This window comes from Enterobacter cloacae complex sp. IR5384, from assembly GCF_049237265.1.
GTDB lineage: Bacteria > Pseudomonadota > Gammaproteobacteria > Enterobacterales > Enterobacteriaceae > Enterobacter > Enterobacter cloacae.
Window position 1 is genome coordinate 72,708 of sequence record NZ_JBMKHJ010000015.1, and the last position, 18,322, is coordinate 91,029.

Genomic DNA, 18,322 nt, shown 5'->3' on the forward strand with positions numbered 1-18,322 from the left:
TCAGAGAAAACAACGCATAACGACGGAGAAACGTGATGGATAAGAAAATCGGGTTTATTGGCTGCGGTAACATGGGCAAAGCCATCCTGGGTGGCCTGATCGCCAGCGGGCAGGTCCTGCCGGGTCAGATTTGGGTCTATACACCATCACCGGATAAAGTCGCGGCGTTGCGTGATGAGTATGGTATTAACGCAGCCGAAAGCGCGCAGGAAGTGGCCCAGGTCGCCGATATCGTCTTTGGGGCGGTTAAACCGAATATCATGATCAAAGTCCTGAGCGAGATCACCTCCAGCCTGAATAAAGACACGCTGGTGGTGTCGATTGCCGCAGGCGTGACGCTCGATCAGCTGGCCCGTGCACTGGGTCATGACCGTAAAATTGTTCGCGCAATGCCCAATACCCCTTCGCTGGTCAACGCCGGGATGACCTCCATCACCCCTAATGCGCTGGTGACCACGGAAGATGTGGCCGATGTGCTGAACATTTTCCGCTGCTTCGGCGAAGCGGAAGTGATTGCCGAATCGATGATCCATCCGGTTGTGGGCGTGAGTGGTTCTGCTCCTGCGTATGTCTTCATGTTCCTGGAAGCGATGGCGGATGCTGCGGTGCTTGGCGGTATGCCACGTGCGCAGGCCTATAAATTTGCCGCACAGGCGGTGATGGGCTCAGCCAAAATGGTGCTGGAAACCGGTAAGCATCCAGGGGAACTGAAAGATATGGTCTGCTCGCCTGGCGGTACCACTATCGAAGCGGTGCGGGTGCTGGAAGAGCGCGGGTTCCGTGCGGCGGTCATTGAAGCGATGGCGAAATGCATGGAAAAGTCAGAGAAGCTGAGTAAGTCCTGACCAAACTAAGCCGGATGTCAGGCGGCCACCTCGGTACGTCCGCGTCCGGCATTTTTGGCTTTATAAAGCGCGATATCTGCCGCTTTTAACCATTCGCGGTAGTGGGCAAACTGTGTTCCCCATGGCGCAACCCCCACGCTGATGCGAAGCCGTTCGTTCGGGGCACAGGGTAACGACAGTTTTTTCAGCCGCTCGTGGACGCGGGACATCGCCGCAATTGCACTTTCTGCCGGGGTCCCGGACATGATGATCGCGAACTCATCGCCACCGAAACGGCCAATATAATCCCCTGCCCGCAGCGTCATCTGCAGTTGACGAGTGATAGCAATGATCGCTTCATCGCCCACATCATGTCCCCAGGTATCATTGATGCTCTTGAAGTGATCGATATCGATAAGCAGGATCGTGGTTTGACAATGATCCCGTCGGCACTTTTCATACTCCATCCGCAGCAACGTTTCCCAGTGGCGCCGGTTATAAACGCCCGTCATGCCATCGCGGGTACTCATCAGCTCAAGTCTTCGCTTATTTCCGCCAGGCGAATGGCCGTCTGATGGCTCACCCAGGCAAAGAGTATTGGGTAGACCATCAAGACCGGCAGCGTCAGCCACCACTCCAGCGCTCCGGAAGAGAGCACCACAACATTTCCGGTTAGCTTCAGCGTCACGACAGCGGATAACGTGGTTATGGCAATGCCTGCGAGAAACAGGCGACAGCCGCCGGATCCCATCATATTCATGCCCATCATCATAACCAGCGCAGCCGATGGCAGAGCGTTCACGCCCATCAGGCCGATCCAGATGCCGGTAAAAATAGCGTCGATCTTCAGATTGAAGATTTCACATTGATAAGGTTGAGATGAACGGCAGGTGAACTGCCAGGCAAGATGCGGCCAGATAAAAACCCAGCTCACCAGTAATAACCACCAGCCGCCGGGCAGAAAATGCGTGACCAGCACACCGGCAACAGGAAAAAACATCGCCGCCAGACCCACAATCCGCCCCAGCCGGACGCGCCGGGCAAAGCGTATGCCGGTACGGTGCGCGTCATCCTGAGAAAGGTTTTGAAGCCACTCTTCCCCGATACGCTCTTTATTGTAAAAGTTTTCGTCGTTCATCATATTTTGGGAATATTCTGAAACATTTTCCCAAATTATAGAGAGGGGGGATGCGGAGAAAGTATGAAATTTCGGGTGAGTCACCGTAAGGACTCACCCGATAGGACTATGCCTGTTTCTTCAGACAACCACTCATAAACTTGCTGCGATCGTCGCCTTTCAGCATTTGTTGCGTGGCCTGAGCGTTACATTCACGCATTTTTTGCTGCTGCGGCGTCAGGCTTTTTTCATCTGGTTTGGATGCACCATTTTTGAGGCAATCGCTCATATATGTTTTACGGGCATCCCCTTTCAGCGCTTTTGCTGTCGCCTGTTGGTTGCAGGTTGTCATACGCTGCTGTTGAGGTGTTAAGGTTTTCTCTTCCGCATGCGCTGAGGCGATCAGGCACAGGCCGGAAAACAGGGTAACCAGTATTGTTGTTTTCATTGCACCATCCTTTATGTGAAGTTCCACATTAAGTCTGGTTCGTTGCGGGAAAAAAACCACCCTGCGACAATGATTTTCTTCGGGTTTATGCATTATTTCATCTCTGGCGCGGCACGCTGTTCATTACCCGGTTTCGCCTGACGTGTTAGGGTATTTAATAGCGAGAGGCATGAGATGAAATAGAGGCTCTGTTTAAATTCTTTTCTCCCAGTGCGAAGGCCAAAAATAAAAACAGAGCGACGACAGGCATCCTGCATGACCATTCTATGACAGGCCATTCTCTTTCAGCAGGCTAGCTGCGAGGATGCCTTAACAGCTTCTTTACGTATTGCTGAAGCATCTCCGCGTCTTCAGCAGGGACCAGCGAATCGGGGCGAGCCTTGTCCAGCGCGCTTTCTACATTATCGATTAACGCCTGTTGCTGCGGTTGTGTCATTTGTCGGAGCAACGCCGTAACGACAATTTCCAGCGCCTCGACCTGGGCGACCAGTTCTTTTGACTCTTCTTCCTTTTGTGCAAGCTTGACCAGCAACTCAGCAATGAGATTTTTCATCGTGCTATTTCCTTATGCGTTTTTTCTGAACTTAGCATTCAGAATGAATAATGCAAAGAGGAGAAAAGTATTATCTTATGCAAAAGTGATGCTGCTGCCAAAATAAAGATGAATGGCAAGCAGCGAAACGTTTTTCTCTTTAGAAAAAGCCGCATTTAGTTATATAAAAATGCGGCAACCATAAGAATATATAATACATTACGGCAAATGATTAACGCGCTGCTCTCGCCTGCTCTAATTGGCGACGGCGTCTCAGCGCAATCGCCAGCTGGATAATATTGATCAACACCACAATCGCCGTGGCCGCAAATACCCAACGAAAACCGGCCATCGCCGAAACGGATGCGCCAATAAGCGGACCGGCAACGTTACCCAAATACATAAATGACTGGTTATAGCCAAAAATACGCCCTGTCACCTGGTCACTTGAATATTTCACCAGCAAGGTCTGCACCGCAGGTAACATGGCGCCATCGGCAAAGCCGAGCAGGAATCGCAGCACGCCGAGCTGAAGCGGTGAGGTGACGAACGACATCGCAAAAAAGAGCACCACGGCAAAAATCAGCGTGGCCATCAGGATACGCGCCGTACCGATCCTGTCGCCCAGTTTTCCCAGCCGCGGCGCAGAGATTAACGCCGATACGCCCGGCACGGCAGCAATCATCCCGCTGAGAAACGCAATATTGCTGCTGTCTGGCTCCATCGATTTGATAAACAGCGCCAGAATCGGGCCCACCGAACCGTTACAGAGCTGGATCACCATGGTGGTTACGAACAGGCTTATCATCAGCCCGGGATACGGCAGCGAGGCGAAGACCGCTTTGCCGCTCAGGCGTTCAGATTTACTGACCACCGGGCGCCCCCCCTCCTTGATCAGAAACAGCGTCACCAGAAAACTGATCACCAGCAGGATAGCGGTAATGAAGAACACAGCGCGCAACCCTACGTGGTCGGCCAGAAAGCCGCCTAACAACGGGCCGCCGATAACGCCACTGATCTGTGCGGTGGAGAGCGTACTCAACGCCCAGCCGCTACGTTCACGCGGCACCTGTGAAGCGACCAGCGCCATGGCGTTCGGAATATAGCCGGATGTCAGCCCCATGATCGCCCGCAGGATAAACAGCTGCCAGACGTTAGTGGCAAAGGCCTGCAGCAGGATGGCTATTGCCATTCCCAGCGAAGCGCGCAGCAGCATCAGTTTGCGCCCTTTTCGATCCGCCAGGCTCCCCCACATGGGTGACACAATGGCGGAAACCAGAAACGTCACGCTGAACGTCAGCCCCGACCACATGGAGAGGGCTTCATGCGAGGTCACGCCCAACTGCGAGACGTACAGCGGCAGAAAGGGCAAAATCTGGCTGATGGCCAGCCCGGTGAAGAAACACCCGAACCAGACCGAGATGAGGTTAACTTTCCAGGATTCCATAAAAGAAATAGTCTTCATTTTTAGGCAAATGCGCCGACAGATTAGCAAGTTACCGGCATCTACGCCGTGCCAGAGATGCGGCCTTGCTGACTTTGGTGTTTTATCTTCCCAGTCATCATATTTGTGAAATATGTCACAAATCATCCAATTTCTGGCGGAAGATTATGCTTTAGCGGCAGAGTCCAAAGCCGCGCATTCCCAGATGGAAATGGTTGGCGTGCGCCGCGTTATACTCCGGCCCCAGGCCGTTCCCGTAGTAGCAGCAGCTCGCTGTCAGCAGCGCCTGCAGCCACGGCTGCGTTTTGGTCGATCTCCAGCCGTGCAGAATGGTGACTCGTTCACCGTTCGCCAGCCGAAACGCGCTGATATCCAGCGCCTCTGCCGTGGCATGTTCGCTGCGTCTTGCATCAGGGCGGTGGTAAATATTGCGACAGGCGTAGCTGCCCAGGTGCTCAATGCGCACCAGCTCGCTTCCGGTCCAGGTTCTGGTGAGTGGCCGGGCCTGCTGGCTGACAAACAGTGCAGAACTCAGCGCCAGCGGGCAGCTGGCAAGAAAGCTGCTGTTCAGGCTGACCGGTCCGAAGTCACGCACGCGCACCACGTTGTGAAGGGGGCATGCTCCGGCGCTGTCGGCGACAGGCTGTGTGCGAATAAGGGCCTTCTGATTGGCCTGCGATAACAGGCTGGCACACGCCTCGGGGGTAAGGCGCCGCAGTTTGTACTGAGTGATTAGGCCTGGCGGGTCGTCAAGCGAGAGCGGCGTAAAAGGGTTGTAGTGAGACGGCAACCAGCGGTAACCCACCGTTGCGACTGCCACCAGAATGAAAACGATCAGCAACGTTTTGCCTTTCACACTCCCCCCTCTTTACTCCCAAAACATTATGGCAGAAGGTCGCGAAACCCGCAGGGCATCGTGGTATGTTATTGGCTTTTCGTCAGACTGGAAGAGAGTAAGATGGCAAAGCAGCGCGTAGGTATTGTCTTTGGGGGAAAATCAGCGGAGCACGAGGTTTCATTGCAGTCGGCAAAAAATATTGTCGATGCGATTGATAAAAACCGTTTCGACGTAGTGCTGCTGGGCATCGATAAACAGGGCCAGTGGCATGTGAACGATGCGAGCCAGTATCTGTTAAACGCCAACGATCCGGCACATATCGCCCTTAATCCTTCTGAAATCAGCGTCGCCACCGTCCCTGGCGTAGTGAAGGGGCAACTTATCGACGCCGGTAACGCACAGGCTCTTGCTCAGATTGACGTCGTGTTCCCAATCGTCCACGGCACGCTGGGCGAAGATGGTTCGCTGCAGGGTATGCTGCGCATGGCGAACCTGCCGTTTGTCGGCTCCGATGTGCTGGGCTCCGCCGCCTGTATGGATAAAGACGTCACCAAACGCCTGCTGCGCGATGCCGGGCTGAACGTTGCCCCGTTCGTGACGCTCACCCGCGCCAACCGCGATAAATACACCTTCAGCCAGATTTCCGCCCAGTTGGGTCTGCCGCTGTTCGTGAAGCCTGCGAACCAGGGCTCCTCCGTTGGCGTCAGCAAAGTGACAAGCGAAGCGCAGTTCACCGAAGCCGTTCGTCTGGCTTTTGAGTTTGACCACAAAGTCGTGGTTGAACAGGGTATCAAAGGCCGTGAAATTGAGTGCGCGGTGCTGGGCAATGATTTCCCACAGGCAAGCACCTGCGGTGAAGTGGTGTTAAACAGCGATTTCTACTCTTACGACACCAAATACATTGATGATAAAGGCGCTCAGGTCGTCGTGCCGGCAAATATCGATCCGGCCATCAACGATAAGATCCGGGCGATCGCCATCAACGCCTATCAGGCTCTTGGCTGCTGCGGCATGGCGCGTGTGGATGTGTTCCTGACGCCAGAAAATGAGGTGGTGATTAATGAAATCAACACTCTGCCGGGCTTTACCAACATCAGCATGTATCCAAAACTGTGGCAGGCCAGCGGTCTGGGTTACTCTGAGCTGATCACCCGTCTGATCGAACTGGCGCTGGAGCGTCATGCCGCTGACAGCGCACTCAAAAGTTCCGTAAACGGTTAATCGGTTCTTTTCACCGTCTCCGTCTCATCCGCTGTCGTCTCTTCCGGGCGACGGCGGATAATTAACCCAGCCAGCCAGAAACTGATCACCCATGTCACCAGCCCGACAGCATAGGTTTGCCATCCTTTGGCTTCAAACCCCAGCAGCCCTACGACACCGTTAAGAATAAAGATCAGCCCGATAGCAAAGGCGTAGTAGTGCCAGTCACGGCGTAGTTTGGACGTGAGCTTCATAACAACTCCGGCAGGAAAAAAAGACATCCTCTCACAGTTTTACGATCGGGTCTGTGGCAGATGCGGAAAATCTGAAACACGACGCAATTTCAGTTAAGTAATGAATTTGTGATGTGCTGCAGAAATCGACAATCCAGGAGAATTCCGCAGGGGAAATTACCACGATTCTGATATTGACAAATGCTATGACCTGTCAAACTCACCGTGTGCGAAGCGTATTAACAGAGTGATATTTCCGGAGGTCTTTATGGCTGACTTTACATTGTCGAAACCGATTTTTGGCGGCACACCACCAAAAACCTCCACTGCGGGTAATATTGCGTATGCCCTGTTTGTCCTGTTCTGCTTCTGGGCAGGCTCCCAGCTTCTCAACATGCTGGTTCACGCGCCTGGCGTCTATGAACATCTGATGCAGGTGCAGGATAACGGACGCCCGCGGGTTGAGATTGGTTTGGGTGTGAGCACCTTGTTTGGCCTTGTCCCCTTCCTCGCGGGTTGTCTGATTCTCGGTGTTGTCGCGTTAGTCGTACGCCTGCGTCGTCGCCATTAACGTCCCATGCAACGAGCCCGACGATCGTCGACGCGTTTGGCGAACCATGCCGTTGTCAGGTTACGCGTGATTTTCGGGCTTTCCAGTTGAATACCCGGCAGGATTGCCCGCGGTAACGCTTTTCCACTCTTCTTCTCGGCCAGCGCGAAAACCTTGTTGTAGAGATCCGTCTTCTCGAACGCCAGGCTATCCCCTTTCTCCAGCTGACGGCGAATGTCGCTATCGCTCATGCCAAGTGTTGTTGACAGTTTGCGCACCGCCAGTTCCGTAGTGCCCGCCTTGCTGCTGCCGTAGGCGATGAGATCGCCGTCCAGCGCCAGTTTCACCCCGCTGGCACGGCTGACCGCACTCTGAAACGCCGCGTTTCGGCTGGCATACCAGCCCGCGTTAAAGTCAGCAAAGCGGTACAACGGCTCGCTGTAGCTCGCCGGATAGTTCAGCAGATGGTACGTGCCAAACCACAGTCCGCCACGCAGGGAGAAGACTTCCTGGCGCACCGTCCCGTCGATTTTCCACGGATAACCGTCCGTATGCTGCTCGGCAAACGCAATGCTGACCTGCATCGGGCCGCCGGTGTGCACCGGGTTAAGCGAGCCGAACAGTTTCTGCCCCATCGGCACCATATTGATGAAATCATCAAAAATGGCGCTCAGCTGTTTCTCGGTTTTCACCGTGTCCAGCCGATCGCTGTAGCTTTTGCCGTTTGGCGAGGTGATTTTAAGGGCGGTATGCACCAGGAACACCGGGATATGCATCGATTCCGCGCGACGGTCGATCTCTTTCCAGGCAATTTTGTTCAGCCCCGGCACCACCGGGTCTGACTGGTACATTGACTCCTGCTGCGCCACTGCCAGTACCGAGCAGATATTCTCCTCGGTAGGGGCAATTTTCTGACTTTCAAAGGTCTTCGCTAATGCCTCGGCCCACGCATTGCGGTCTTTCACCGTAGAGGGCATTTTTTGCCGCACCACGCTCGCCACATCTACAGGTTTCTCACCTTTTTTAAGCGGGGCGGCCCCTTTTTCGGCACACCCCGCCAGCACGAGTGCGGCGAGTAAAGAGAGCGATAATGTACGCGGTACGGCAAAAGACATAGCAATTCCCTGTTTTAGCTAAATGTATTGGTGACTTCCTGCAGATCCCGATCGTCCAGCTCGCGTTCAAAGCTGCGCAGACGTTTGTAGATGGACATCAGTTCCACCAGCGTGGTCCAGGAGCTAATCAGATACTGGAACGACCCGCGAACCTGACCAAATACGTTGGTGATCTGTGTCATCAGACCCAGCGTTATCGTACCCGCAACAATGGACGGGAACAGCAGGAACAAACCGAAAACGTTATCCACCTGCAGATACAAAATGCGCGCAATGTTGAAGTACATATAGTGGAAGTAAAGACGGAAATAGTTGCGACGCACGGCGCCAAACAGTTCACGTACGGTTGGCGGCGAGGCGCGGTTGGCGTCATCTTCACCATACACCAGCTCTTTACGATACGCCGCTTCAACGCGCTGATTTTTAAACTCCAGCCCAGGCAGCTTGATCCCCACCACGGCCAGCAGCCCTGTTCCCATTAATGACCAGACAATAGCGGCAATCACGAGGCCATACGGCAGATGACCAACAATCGGCAGGTCCGGCACGTGCGCCGAGAGCGTCACCAGCACCGGCAGGAAGGCAATCAGGGTCATAATGGCATTGATAAAGCTCACGCCCATGTCTTCAAGGGTCGAGGCGAAACGCATGGTGTCTTCCTGCACACGCTGTGCGGCGCCTTCGATATGACGCAGGTGTTGCCAGTGCGCCATATAATGTTCGTTCATCGCGGTACGCCAGCGGAAGACGTAGTGGCTGACAAAGAAATTGTTCATGACGCCAATCACCACCGCAATAAGGGCAATACCGAGGAAGATGCCAACTTCATGGTAGAACTGATTGATAGTCACCTTATGCGGTGAACTCAGCGCACTCTGGATCAGATCGTAGAACGGGGCATACCAGGCGTTAACCGCCACCCCCACTTCCACCAGAAACCAGGTGACAAAGATGATCAGCGACGTGCCCAGAATCGACCAGTACTGCCAGCGATGTGGCGAATAGACAAACCAGAACAGGGCAAAGAGCCCTACGCAGACCATGTAGTAAGCATAAAACAGCAGATAGCTCAGCGACCAGAAACGCGCCGCGCTAATGGGAACCTCGCCCGTCGCGCCCGTGATGCGCGTCAACCACGCTCCGCCGCCGGCCTGCCAGAAAATGACAGCGATCAGTGCCCAAATAAATGCCGACAGGAAAAATGGCCCCGGCTTTGGGAAAAAAGACTTAAACATGATACATCCTTCTTGTTGTTATGGCTGTTGCTGTGCTCAACACATCACCACACGAAAATCTTGCCTGGGCCAGGTGCCTGGCGCAGGCAAAAAGGTCAGACCCGAGGGTTTATTATTAGTTCGCTTTCCAGTTTTCAAGAATTGTTTCGGTGCGTTTCACCGCGGGCGGGTTTGCGGGCGCAATGAAGTTGCGCCAGACGTCGTTGTAGTGGTTAATCAGAATGCGGGCTTCGGCCGCCGGGCGATTCGCGGTGGTATGCGCATCCTCCGCCACGGTGATGTGGTAGCCCCGGCTGACGCCATTCTTGAACGTGGCATCGACACAGTAATCAGTAGCGCAGCCGCAGATGACAAACTCCCGGATCCCCTGCTCGCGGAGCAGCGTTTCAAGCGAGGTGTTATAGAACGCATCGCAGGCCGTCTTGGTCACGTAGAGGGCATCTGCAGGCTGATGCAGTTCTGGCAGCAAGGCAAACCCGTCACTGCCCTCTTCCAGACCGCCAGGCTCAGTATGCTGAATAAAAATCACCCGATCGGCTGCCTGCGTAAGCTGATTGATCAATGAAACACATTTTTCACGCTGATGACGAGGCGTTTCGAACACCCCCTGCTGCATATCGACAACCATAACCACACGCTTTCCGGACATACCCTTCTCCGCAAGATTGAGTAACACAGCCCTCTATCATAAGGCCGATGTCACAAAATGGGAGACTGACAGTAAGTAAATTCTTCTGATTTACTCGCAGTTACGTTTTTCTGGTTATCGTTATGTAATTCGGGGCATTGCACCGTACGGTTTAGTAGTATAAATACCCATTACTTTCCTCATTCACACTATGGATGCTTTTCGTTGAAACGTTGTCTGCTCTTTTTCGCCGCGCTGTGTGCGGTGAGCTTCTCAACCGCCCAGGCAGCCCAACCGCTGACGGCGCCCGTTCTGGCATCAGATATTGCCGATCGCTACGCGAACCTGATTTATTACGGCAGCGGCGCGACGGGAATGGCGATGGTCGTCATCGACGGTAATCAGCGCGTGTTTCGCAGTTTCGGTGAAACGCGTCCCGGTAATAATGTTCATCCGCAACTGGATTCCGTCATCCGCATCGCGTCCCTGACCAAGCTGATGACCAGCGAAATGCTGGTGAAATTGCTGGACCAGGGCGTGGTGAAACTCGACGATCCGCTCAGCAAGTATGCTCCGCCGGGCGCACGTGTCCCGACGTATCAGGGAACGCCGATAAGGCTGGTCAACCTGGCAACGCATACCAGCGCCCTGCCTCGCGAGCAGCCAGGGGGTGCGGCGCATCGCGACGTTTTTGTCTGGCCAACGCGTGAACAGCGCTGGAACTACCTGAGCAAAGCCACGTTGAAGTCCGCGCCCGGTTCTCAGGCCTCTTACTCCAACCTGGCGTTTGACCTGCTGGCCGATGCGCTGTCGACGGCAGCGGGCAAACCGTATACGCAGCTGTTTGAAGAGCAGATCACGCGCCCGCTGGGCATGAAGGACACCACCTTCACCCCATCACCGGATCAGTGCCGCCGTCTGATGGTCGCCGAAAAAGGTGCCAGCCCGTGTAACAACACGCTGGCAGCCATCGGCAGCGGCGGGGTTTATTCCACCCCTGGCGACATGATGCGCTGGATGCAGCAGTTCCTCTCATCAGACTTCTACTCACGCAGCCATCAGGCCGACCGTATGCAGACGCTAATTTACCAGCGCAGCCAGTTGCACCGCGTGATCGGTATGGACGTGCCGGGCAAAGCCGACGCCCTCGGTCTGGGCTGGGTATATATGGCACCTAAAAATGGCCGTCCGGGCATTATTCAGAAAACGGGGGGTGGTGGAGGATTCATTACCTATATGGCAATGATCCCCCAGTCCAACGTGGGCGCTTTTGTGGTGGTCACCCGCTCGCCAAATACCCGTTTCGTCAATATGAGCAATGGCATCAATAACTTAGTGGCTGAGCTCAGCGCCAATAAAGCCCAGGTGCTTACCGCCTCCGTCCAGCCTTAATATTCCGTGGGCAAACGGTTGATGCTAACCAGTTTGCCCCGGCTCATATTGATGTAGTTACCCTGTCGAAGCGCAGCGAGCACCTCTGCCACGACCGAACGCGAAATGCGCGTGCTTTGTTGAATATGATTCATCACACCAATTTTTGAGCGCAGGGTTTCATCCCATTCGGCCATATTCAGCAGCATGGCGCGGATTTGGTGATAGGAGTTATTTCCTACCAGTTGCCTGTCCCGCTTTTCCAGAATGGATTTAATCCAGGACAGCCAGCAGAAAGCTTCTTTCCAGAGAGAACTTTGCTGAATAAGCTGCAGAGAGGTCGAAGCAGGTAAATAAAAGCCTGTGCACGGATTTTTGGCAACGACCCGATATTCCTTGCTGTAATCAAGCATGCCTGCAGTCAGCCCCAGAATAAAGGGCGCAGTAGCAATGCCAATCAGCAACTCGTCTGAACGGCGATAGATTTCAATTACGCCGGTCTGTAATACAAAGGTGCTGGGTTCATCATTATCATCATTTGAAATAATCTGCTGGGGAGCAGATTTAAATGGGGTACTGGCTACTTTCAAACACTGTTCGAGCCGGCTTAATTCAGAAAGTGGTTTCGCATTAACTTTCATGCAGACCTCTGGACATCCGTATTTGTCGGTTCAATATTATTTTTTTTAGATGACAAAGCGGGGGATATATTCCCCCGCTTTTATACTTTACCAGGTATATTTCACACCCAAATTGGCGCCCCAGTTCTGGTCAACGTCACCGCCCCCCAGGTAAGTGGCATCCGTGTATGCACTGAAGTTTTTGGTGAAGCTGAACTGTGTGCCCAGACCCACACGCACCGCAGAGCCTTCAACGCCGTTATCAATGCTGTCGCCATTCACGTTCGCATTGTTATCAGCATCGTCATACACATACGCCAGTTTGACGTATGGCGTCAGAGCCTGATCGCCGCCGTAGTTGAAGGTATACCCTGCGTCGACACCGAGTTCATAGCGCAGGCTGTCGTAAGACTGGCCATCAATTCGCATGTCGTTGCTCAAGCGGTAGTCGTCACCCGACTGGAACAGCCCAGACACTGCCGCATAAGGCGTGACGTAGCCGGACAGGTTTGGTTTCCAGTCATAACCCAGTTTCATACCGAAACCTACCGCATCTGTCGTGGTATTACCGTCCACGTACTGACCGTTACTCATGGTCGCGGAGAGATCGTTATTGAAGCGGGTGTAGCTCAGGGAGCTGTCGAGGAAGATATCGTTGGCAAACTTCGCAGAGGCATAGATCATCGCCGTCTGGCTATCCTGATCAACCTGACCGGTACGATCGCTGATATCACCCTTCGCGAAACCTGCCGCGCCACCAACGATCCACTTCGCGTTGTTACCGTCAATCTGCGTATCCAGACCAACCATAATCCCGCTTACGTCCTGATCGTAGCTGATAACGCCATTGTCAGCGTCAAAGTTGCCGCCGAAGTAGCTCACCCACGCCCCGCCGTTATCGGCCAGACCGTGACGGCTGTTAGTCAGACGGGTTCCAACGGTATCCTGCTGCAGATCCCAGATATTGGTATTCGCTGACGGAATGCTCAGCGCCATATTGGCGTAGTCAGTCAGCGCTTTCTGCTGCAGAACAACCGTGTCACCCTTCTGCTGCGCCTGGTAGGTATAGGCACCTAAATCGGCTTTGTTTGCTGCCGTAAAGCGGGCCGCAGTGTCTGCGTTATTGTCATAAACGCGGATGATCTCTTTGTTTTTATAATCAGCAACAGAACCGGCGCCGGTCGCATCGTCGATACGCACGGTGTAGTTACCTGCCACATCACCGTTCACCGCCAGATGACCGTCTGAGTTAAGCGCCACGACGCCATAGTCGTAATCTGCTTTGCTCTTGTCGTTGGTGATAAAGCGGGCGTTGTTCAGATCGCTGTTCAGCACGTAGTCACGGCTGGCAACGTTCAGCACACCGCCATCGGTCAGCACCATGTTGTGCGTGTCCACCTGACCCAGGCCCAGTGCCAGTTCCGCACCGTTGTCGACGGTGATGGTGTTGGCATACAGTTCAGCCGTTTCTTCCGTCAGCGCGGCACGGCTATAGCTGTCCAGATACAGGCTGTCTGTCGCCACTGCACCGCTGTCGCCAATATTCAGGGTAGAGGCGTTGGTCAGGGTGATGGAATCCGCCAGCAGGCCAGAGTTTTCAACATTAACCTGCGACTGGTTATTCACTGCCAGCGTGTCGATATTAGACAGTTTGCGGGTATCCCACTCTGAACCGTTGTTCAGGGTGACGTTGAACAGACCGCTCTGGTAGACCTCTTCACCTGCAACGTGACCGTTGGTGTCGTAGGTGGAATCAGGCCAGATGCTGTTTGGCGACAGGGTTCTCCAGTCAACACTGCTGTAACCCTCACCATACATCTGCGCGGTGCCGATCGCTTCAACGCTGGATTGTGCAGCGCCAACCCATTTGCTGCCGTTGGTCAGTGTAACATCCAGCTTATCGGTACCATCCCAGCCGTTGGTGGTTGGGTTATACACACCGTCTTCGGTGGTATCGGTTGCCGGGTCGCCATTCTCGTAGAAGTTATTGTCGAAGGTGCTGGAGAACAGGATATCGCCGGTAACGGTAGAGTGATCGAAGGTGGCGGTGGTTTGCATGGCGTTGTCAGACGCGCTGGCCGCGACGATCAGTGCCGCGTCATCTGCGCCGGTCGCGTTGGTTTCACCGTAGTCGCTCGGCTTCGCGGTTTGACCATAGAACCCGCTGGTACCCAGATCGCTGTATGCGCCAGAGGTCAGAACAGAGTCTTTGACCACCAGGGTGTTAGTAAAGACATTACTGCTATCCGCAACGCCTTCAACGCCGTCATACGGGGTATTGTCCAGCTCATGGTAACCCTGAGTCAGCGTGATGCCTGCAACGTGGGAGTTGTTCTGGATAACAATATCCGATTCCACATCCAGCGTAATCGCATTACCCAGTCCATAGGTATCCAGATAGTGGGTTTCGATGTTGTCATCATTCAGAACATCATACGCATAATGCTCATAGGTATCGTTAATGGTGGAGTGATCGACGGTCAGGCTAAAACGATCGTACTGCGTATGGGTCGTGCCGTCCGTATCAACCCCATCAGCACACGTGGTGGTCATGCACTTTGAGGTGATCATGCCATTAATGGTGCTGTTAGAAATGCTCAGCGCATTCGCTCTTCCATTGACACCATCGTCAAGGTAGTACGTCGAAATAACACCGTTCACCGTTGACTTATTAATCACCGGATAAATATCACCGTCGTGGGTGGCATCCGAGTAATCCCAGTCAGCGTAGCCATAATACCAGGGTGTTGATGCTGAATTATCATATCCGAAGGTATTATATGTGGCACCAGAAATATCTTTCGCATTGGCCTGAGAAGCGATAGCCAGGGTGCAGGCTAATGCAAGTTGTGATACAACCAGTTTCTTTTTCCATGTTTGCATTGGGTCATCCCTCCTCAGGGACGTAAGCAAGTTTGTCCATCAAATCATTTGGCAACATTGTATTGCGGAGGGAATTATGCATTTTCATTTCGAAAAGGCTCAATGAATGATTCCATTAAGTCCGTATCCAGACTAATAACATGAAAAAAATGCAACGACATTAAAAATTATAAATAAACACTATAAAAACAGCGAATTAAAATCATCTGACATAAATATAGAAAATATAATAAAGAATAATAGATCATTATTAATGATATATTTACTTCAATTTAGAAATCGCACCAATATCTCGAGCGTGTGAAAAACAGGCTGACGTTGGTTATATATATTGACCATGTGAAACATCGCAAACCCCATTTCGCATTAACAAAAAGCCTACTTTCGTAAAACCCTCTCCTCCACTTTCATGTACACTAGCCTTCTTTGTTCCACAAACGTCAGGCATATCATGACCGATTTAATTGCTCGTCCCCGTCGTCTGCGCAAGTCACCTGCACTGCGCGCTATGTTTGAAGAGACAACACTGACCTTAAACGATCTGGTGTTGCCGATTTTTGTTGAAGAAGAGATCGATGACTACAAAGCCATCGACGCCATGCCAGGCGTGATGCGCATTCCGGAAAAATATCTGGCGCGTGAGATCGAACGTATCGCCAACGCGGGGATCCGCTCGGTGATGACCTTTGGCATCTCCCACCACACTGACGCTACCGGCAGCGATGCCTGGAAAGAGGACGGTCTGGTCGCCCGGATGTCGCGGATCTGCAAAGAGACCGTGCCGGAAATGATCGTCATGTCGGACACCTGTTTCTGTGAATATACCTCTCATGGCCACTGCGGTGTGCTGTGCGATCACGGTGTCGATAACGACGCCACTTTGCTGAATCTCGGCAAGCAGGCGGTGGTAGCTGCAGCAGCCGGTGCGGATTTCATCGCACCTTCCGCTGCCATGGACGGGCAGGTTCAGGCGATCCGCCAGGCGCTTGATGCGGCCGGATTCACTGATACCGCCATCATGTCCTACTCCACCAAGTTTGCCTCTTCGTTCTACGGTCCGTTCCGTGAAGCGGCCGGTACAGCGCTGAAAGGCGATCGCAAAACCTATCAGATGAACCCGCTGAACCGCCGTGAAGCCATCCGTGAATCACTGCTGGATGAAGCCCAGGGCGCAGATTGCCTGATGGTGAAACCAGCTGGCGCGTATCTGGATATCCTGCGCGACATTCGCGAGCGCACCGAGCTGCCGCTGGGTGCATACCAGGTGAGCGGCGAGTACGCGATGATCAAATTCGCCGCGCAGGCGGGTGCCATCGACGAAGAGAAAGTGATCCTGGAAAGCCTGGGCGCAATCAAACGTGCTGGCGCGGATCTGATCTTCAGCTACTTTGCGCTGGATCTGGCCGAGAAGAAAATTCTGCGTTAATCCGCTTTAGCGCCGGGTGGCGGCTTCGCCTTACCCGGCCTCCTCTCTGCGCTAATCTTCACCAAACTGCAATACAACCGACATCTCTCCCTTCTACTGTCTGAGCAAGACGGCAGGAGGAGTAACCATGTTTAGTCTCGATAGCGTTCTCGACGACCTTTGGCCTCAGGCGAGGCCTGCACCCTGGCAAAAAAGTCTGTTAAAAAGACTGTTCTACGAAGAAGAATTCCAGCAATTTGCCGCGACACACCGCCATCTGAAAGGCCTGGATATGGTGGAGCAAGTTCTGGAGCACCTCGATATTCTCTGCACCGTTTCCGCCCGCGATCTCGAACAAATCCCTGAACATGGCCCGCTGGTCATTATTGCCAACCACCCAACCGGAACGCTGGACGGGCTGGCGCTGATGTATGCCGTTTCCCGTGTACGGCGCGATGTGAAAGTCGTCACTAACCGGATGCTGACCCACCTTGAACCGCTTAGCTCGCTGTTTATTCCGGTGGACAATATGGGCGGCAGAACGGCAAAAACGTCCCTGATGCAGATGGAACAGCATCTGCAAAACGCAGGTGTGCTGATCTTCTTCCCGGCGGGAGAAGTGTCCCGTCCTACGCGCAAAGGGATCCGCGATAAAAAATGGCACCCCGGCTTTATTAAACTCGCCAGTAAGCTGCGCGTACCGCTGCTGCCGGTGCATATTCAGGCACACAACAGCCTGCTCTTTTATGCCAGCACGCTGGTGTCCCCCACCGTATCGATGCTCTTGCTGATGCAGCAGATGTTCCGCCGCCGCCACAGCCAGCTACCGATAAAGATCGGCCAGCAGATAGCCTGGCATCACTGGTATAGCACAACCCTTTCATCGCGTGAGATGGCCGAGCAGTGCCGTCAGCACGTGATACGTCTTGGCAAGGGAGTGCCTGGCGTCTTTAAAACCCAATGCGCCATTGCCCGTCCGGAAGACCGGGCCACGCTGAAGCGCGAGCTGGCCCAGGCCGAATGTCTGGGCAAAACCAGCGATGGCAAAACCATTTATCTGTGGCAACGCAACGGGCAGGAAGAGGCTCCCCTGCTGCGCGAGCTGGGACGCCTGCGCGAGATTGCGTTTCGCGCCGTAGAGGAAGGGAGCGGTAAACGTCGGGACACCGACAGTTACGACGATGACTATCTGCACCTGATCCTGTGGGATGAAGACGATCTGGAGATCGTCGGCGCCTATCGCTTTATGCCCACTGCCAGACAGGTCGAGCAACGCGGTCTGGAAGGGCTTTATAGCTACAGTCTGTTCCACTATGACGATAAAATGCAGGACGTGCTGGAACACGGTATTGAACTGGGGCGCAGCTTTATTCAACCGCGCTACTGGGGTCGTCGCGGTCTGGACTATCTGTGGTCCGGTATTGGTGCCTATCTGGCGCGTTATCCGCACTACCGCTACCTCTTTGGCCCGGTCTCGATTTCCGGTGGCTTACCGCCTGCCGCACGGGATCTGCTGGTGGCGTTTTACCGCCTCTGGTTCCCGGCGACACATCCCTTAGCCGCGTCACGTCAGCCTTATCCGGCCTCCCTGCCGGACGTGCTGGCGCAGTTTGGCGGGGTCGATTACGTGGATGACCTGACGAAGCTGAAATCCCTGCTCGGTAATCTGGGGTGCGGTATTCCACCGCTCTACAAACAGTATTCCGAGCTGTGTGAACCCGGCGGCGTGCAGTTTATCGATTTTGGCAGCGACCCGGCGTTCAACAACTGCATCGACGGGCTGGTGCTGGTGGACTTGTGCTACCTCAAGGCAAACCGCTATCAGCGGTATATTGAGGCGCACCTTTAACTGTGCGGTTATTTGTAGGCCGGGTAAGCG

At 53.8% G+C, this 18,322-nt stretch carries 16 protein-coding genes and 1 pseudogene; 6 read left to right on the forward strand and 11 right to left on the reverse strand.

Annotation, left to right across the window (positions count from 1 at the left end; translation table 11 throughout):
* Positions 1 to 35 precede the first annotated feature (35 nt).
* Positions 36 to 845 (forward strand): pyrroline-5-carboxylate reductase, encoded by an 810-nt coding sequence (proC, locus tag ACOTX3_RS14120; RefSeq protein ID WP_013095814.1) that lies wholly within the window; start codon positions 36 to 38, stop codon positions 843 to 845.
* A 17-nt stretch (positions 846 to 862) separates the two neighbouring features.
* Here the strand turns inward: proC and adrA are convergent.
* The 5 genes and pseudogenes from adrA to ACOTX3_RS14145 all read right to left on the reverse strand — a co-directional run bounded on the left by adrA (position 863) and on the right by ACOTX3_RS14145 (position 5,221).
* Positions 863 to 1,965: pseudogene (gene adrA / locus ACOTX3_RS14125) on the reverse strand (diguanylate cyclase AdrA).
* A 103-nt stretch (positions 1,966 to 2,068) separates the two neighbouring features.
* Entirely contained in the window at positions 2,069 to 2,389 is a 321-nt protein-coding gene (psiF, locus tag ACOTX3_RS14130) for a phosphate starvation-inducible protein PsiF (protein ID WP_013095812.1), read from the reverse strand.
* 292 nt (positions 2,390 to 2,681) lie between these two features.
* Entirely contained in the window at positions 2,682 to 2,942 is a 261-nt protein-coding gene (iraP, locus tag ACOTX3_RS14135) for an anti-adapter protein IraP (RefSeq protein ID WP_013095810.1), read from the reverse strand.
* Positions 2,943 to 3,153: 211 nt separating this feature from the next.
* Positions 3,154 to 4,368 carry a multidrug efflux MFS transporter gene (locus tag ACOTX3_RS14140; RefSeq protein WP_013095809.1) on the reverse strand — a complete coding sequence of 405 codons (1,215 nt, stop codon included), beginning with the start codon at positions 4,366 to 4,368 and terminating at the stop codon, positions 3,154 to 3,156.
* Between the two features lie 169 nt (positions 4,369 to 4,537).
* Entirely contained in the window at positions 4,538 to 5,221 is a 684-nt protein-coding gene (locus tag ACOTX3_RS14145) for an extensin family protein (protein WP_058678421.1), read from the reverse strand.
* Positions 5,222 to 5,323: 102 nt separating this feature from the next.
* Between ACOTX3_RS14145 and ddlA the strand changes: the two genes are divergently transcribed.
* A complete protein-coding gene (gene ddlA / locus ACOTX3_RS14150; protein WP_058678420.1) occupies positions 5,324 to 6,424 on the forward strand; it encodes a D-alanine--D-alanine ligase in 1,101 nt (366 codons plus the stop codon).
* On the opposite strand, the gene ACOTX3_RS14155 is transcribed toward ddlA, so the two are convergent.
* Positions 6,421 to 6,657 carry a DUF2754 family protein gene (locus ACOTX3_RS14155; RefSeq protein WP_020686357.1) on the reverse strand — a complete coding sequence of 79 codons (237 nt, stop codon included), beginning with the start codon at positions 6,655 to 6,657 and terminating at the stop codon, positions 6,421 to 6,423. The two genes, ddlA and ACOTX3_RS14155, sit on opposite strands and share 4 nt — an antisense overlap.
* Before the next feature lie 247 nt (positions 6,658 to 6,904).
* Between ACOTX3_RS14155 and ACOTX3_RS14160 the strand changes: the two genes are divergently transcribed.
* Positions 6,905 to 7,207, forward strand: coding sequence for a DUF2755 family protein (locus ACOTX3_RS14160; RefSeq protein WP_013095805.1), 303 nt, complete (start codon positions 6,905 to 6,907; stop codon positions 7,205 to 7,207).
* Here ACOTX3_RS14160 and ACOTX3_RS14165 read toward each other — a convergent pair.
* The 3 genes from ACOTX3_RS14165 to ACOTX3_RS14175 form a co-directional block, all read right to left on the reverse strand.
* On the reverse strand, positions 7,204 to 8,301 hold the full coding sequence (locus ACOTX3_RS14165) for a DUF1615 domain-containing protein (protein ID WP_013095804.1): 1,098 nt from the start codon (positions 8,299 to 8,301) through the stop codon (positions 7,204 to 7,206). The genes ACOTX3_RS14160 and ACOTX3_RS14165 overlap by 4 nt on opposite strands.
* 14 nt (positions 8,302 to 8,315) lie before the next feature.
* A complete protein-coding gene (gene sbmA, locus ACOTX3_RS14170) occupies positions 8,316 to 9,536 on the reverse strand; it encodes a peptide antibiotic transporter SbmA (RefSeq protein ID WP_013095803.1) in 1,221 nt (406 codons plus the stop codon).
* Positions 9,537 to 9,651: 115 nt separating this feature from the next.
* A complete protein-coding gene (locus tag ACOTX3_RS14175) occupies positions 9,652 to 10,185 on the reverse strand; it encodes an isochorismatase family protein (protein ID WP_029882454.1) in 534 nt (177 codons plus the stop codon).
* 204 nt (positions 10,186 to 10,389) lie between these two features.
* Here ACOTX3_RS14175 and ampH point away from each other — a divergent pair, with 204 nt between their 5' ends.
* A complete protein-coding gene (ampH, locus tag ACOTX3_RS14180) occupies positions 10,390 to 11,556 on the forward strand; it encodes a D-alanyl-D-alanine-carboxypeptidase/endopeptidase AmpH (RefSeq protein ID WP_127869137.1) in 1,167 nt (388 codons plus the stop codon).
* Here ampH and ACOTX3_RS14185 read toward each other — a convergent pair.
* Positions 11,553 to 12,176: a helix-turn-helix domain-containing protein gene (locus ACOTX3_RS14185; RefSeq protein ID WP_013095800.1), complete on the reverse strand. Its 624-nt coding sequence runs from the start codon at positions 12,174 to 12,176 to the stop codon at positions 11,553 to 11,555. The two genes, ampH and ACOTX3_RS14185, sit on opposite strands and share 4 nt — an antisense overlap.
* 87 nt (positions 12,177 to 12,263) lie before the next feature.
* Positions 12,264 to 15,038: an autotransporter outer membrane beta-barrel domain-containing protein gene (locus ACOTX3_RS14190; RefSeq protein ID WP_058678419.1), complete on the reverse strand. Its 2,775-nt coding sequence runs from the start codon at positions 15,036 to 15,038 to the stop codon at positions 12,264 to 12,266.
* Positions 15,039 to 15,489: 451 nt separating this feature from the next.
* Here ACOTX3_RS14190 and hemB point away from each other — a divergent pair, with 451 nt between their 5' ends.
* Both hemB and ACOTX3_RS14200 read left to right on the forward strand, forming a co-directional pair.
* A complete protein-coding gene (hemB, locus tag ACOTX3_RS14195; RefSeq protein ID WP_013095798.1) occupies positions 15,490 to 16,464 on the forward strand; it encodes a porphobilinogen synthase in 975 nt (324 codons plus the stop codon).
* 127 nt (positions 16,465 to 16,591) lie between these two features.
* Positions 16,592 to 18,292: a lysophospholipid acyltransferase family protein gene (locus ACOTX3_RS14200; RefSeq protein WP_038418777.1), complete on the forward strand. Its 1,701-nt coding sequence runs from the start codon at positions 16,592 to 16,594 to the stop codon at positions 18,290 to 18,292.
* The last annotated feature ends 30 nt before the right edge of the window (positions 18,293 to 18,322 follow it).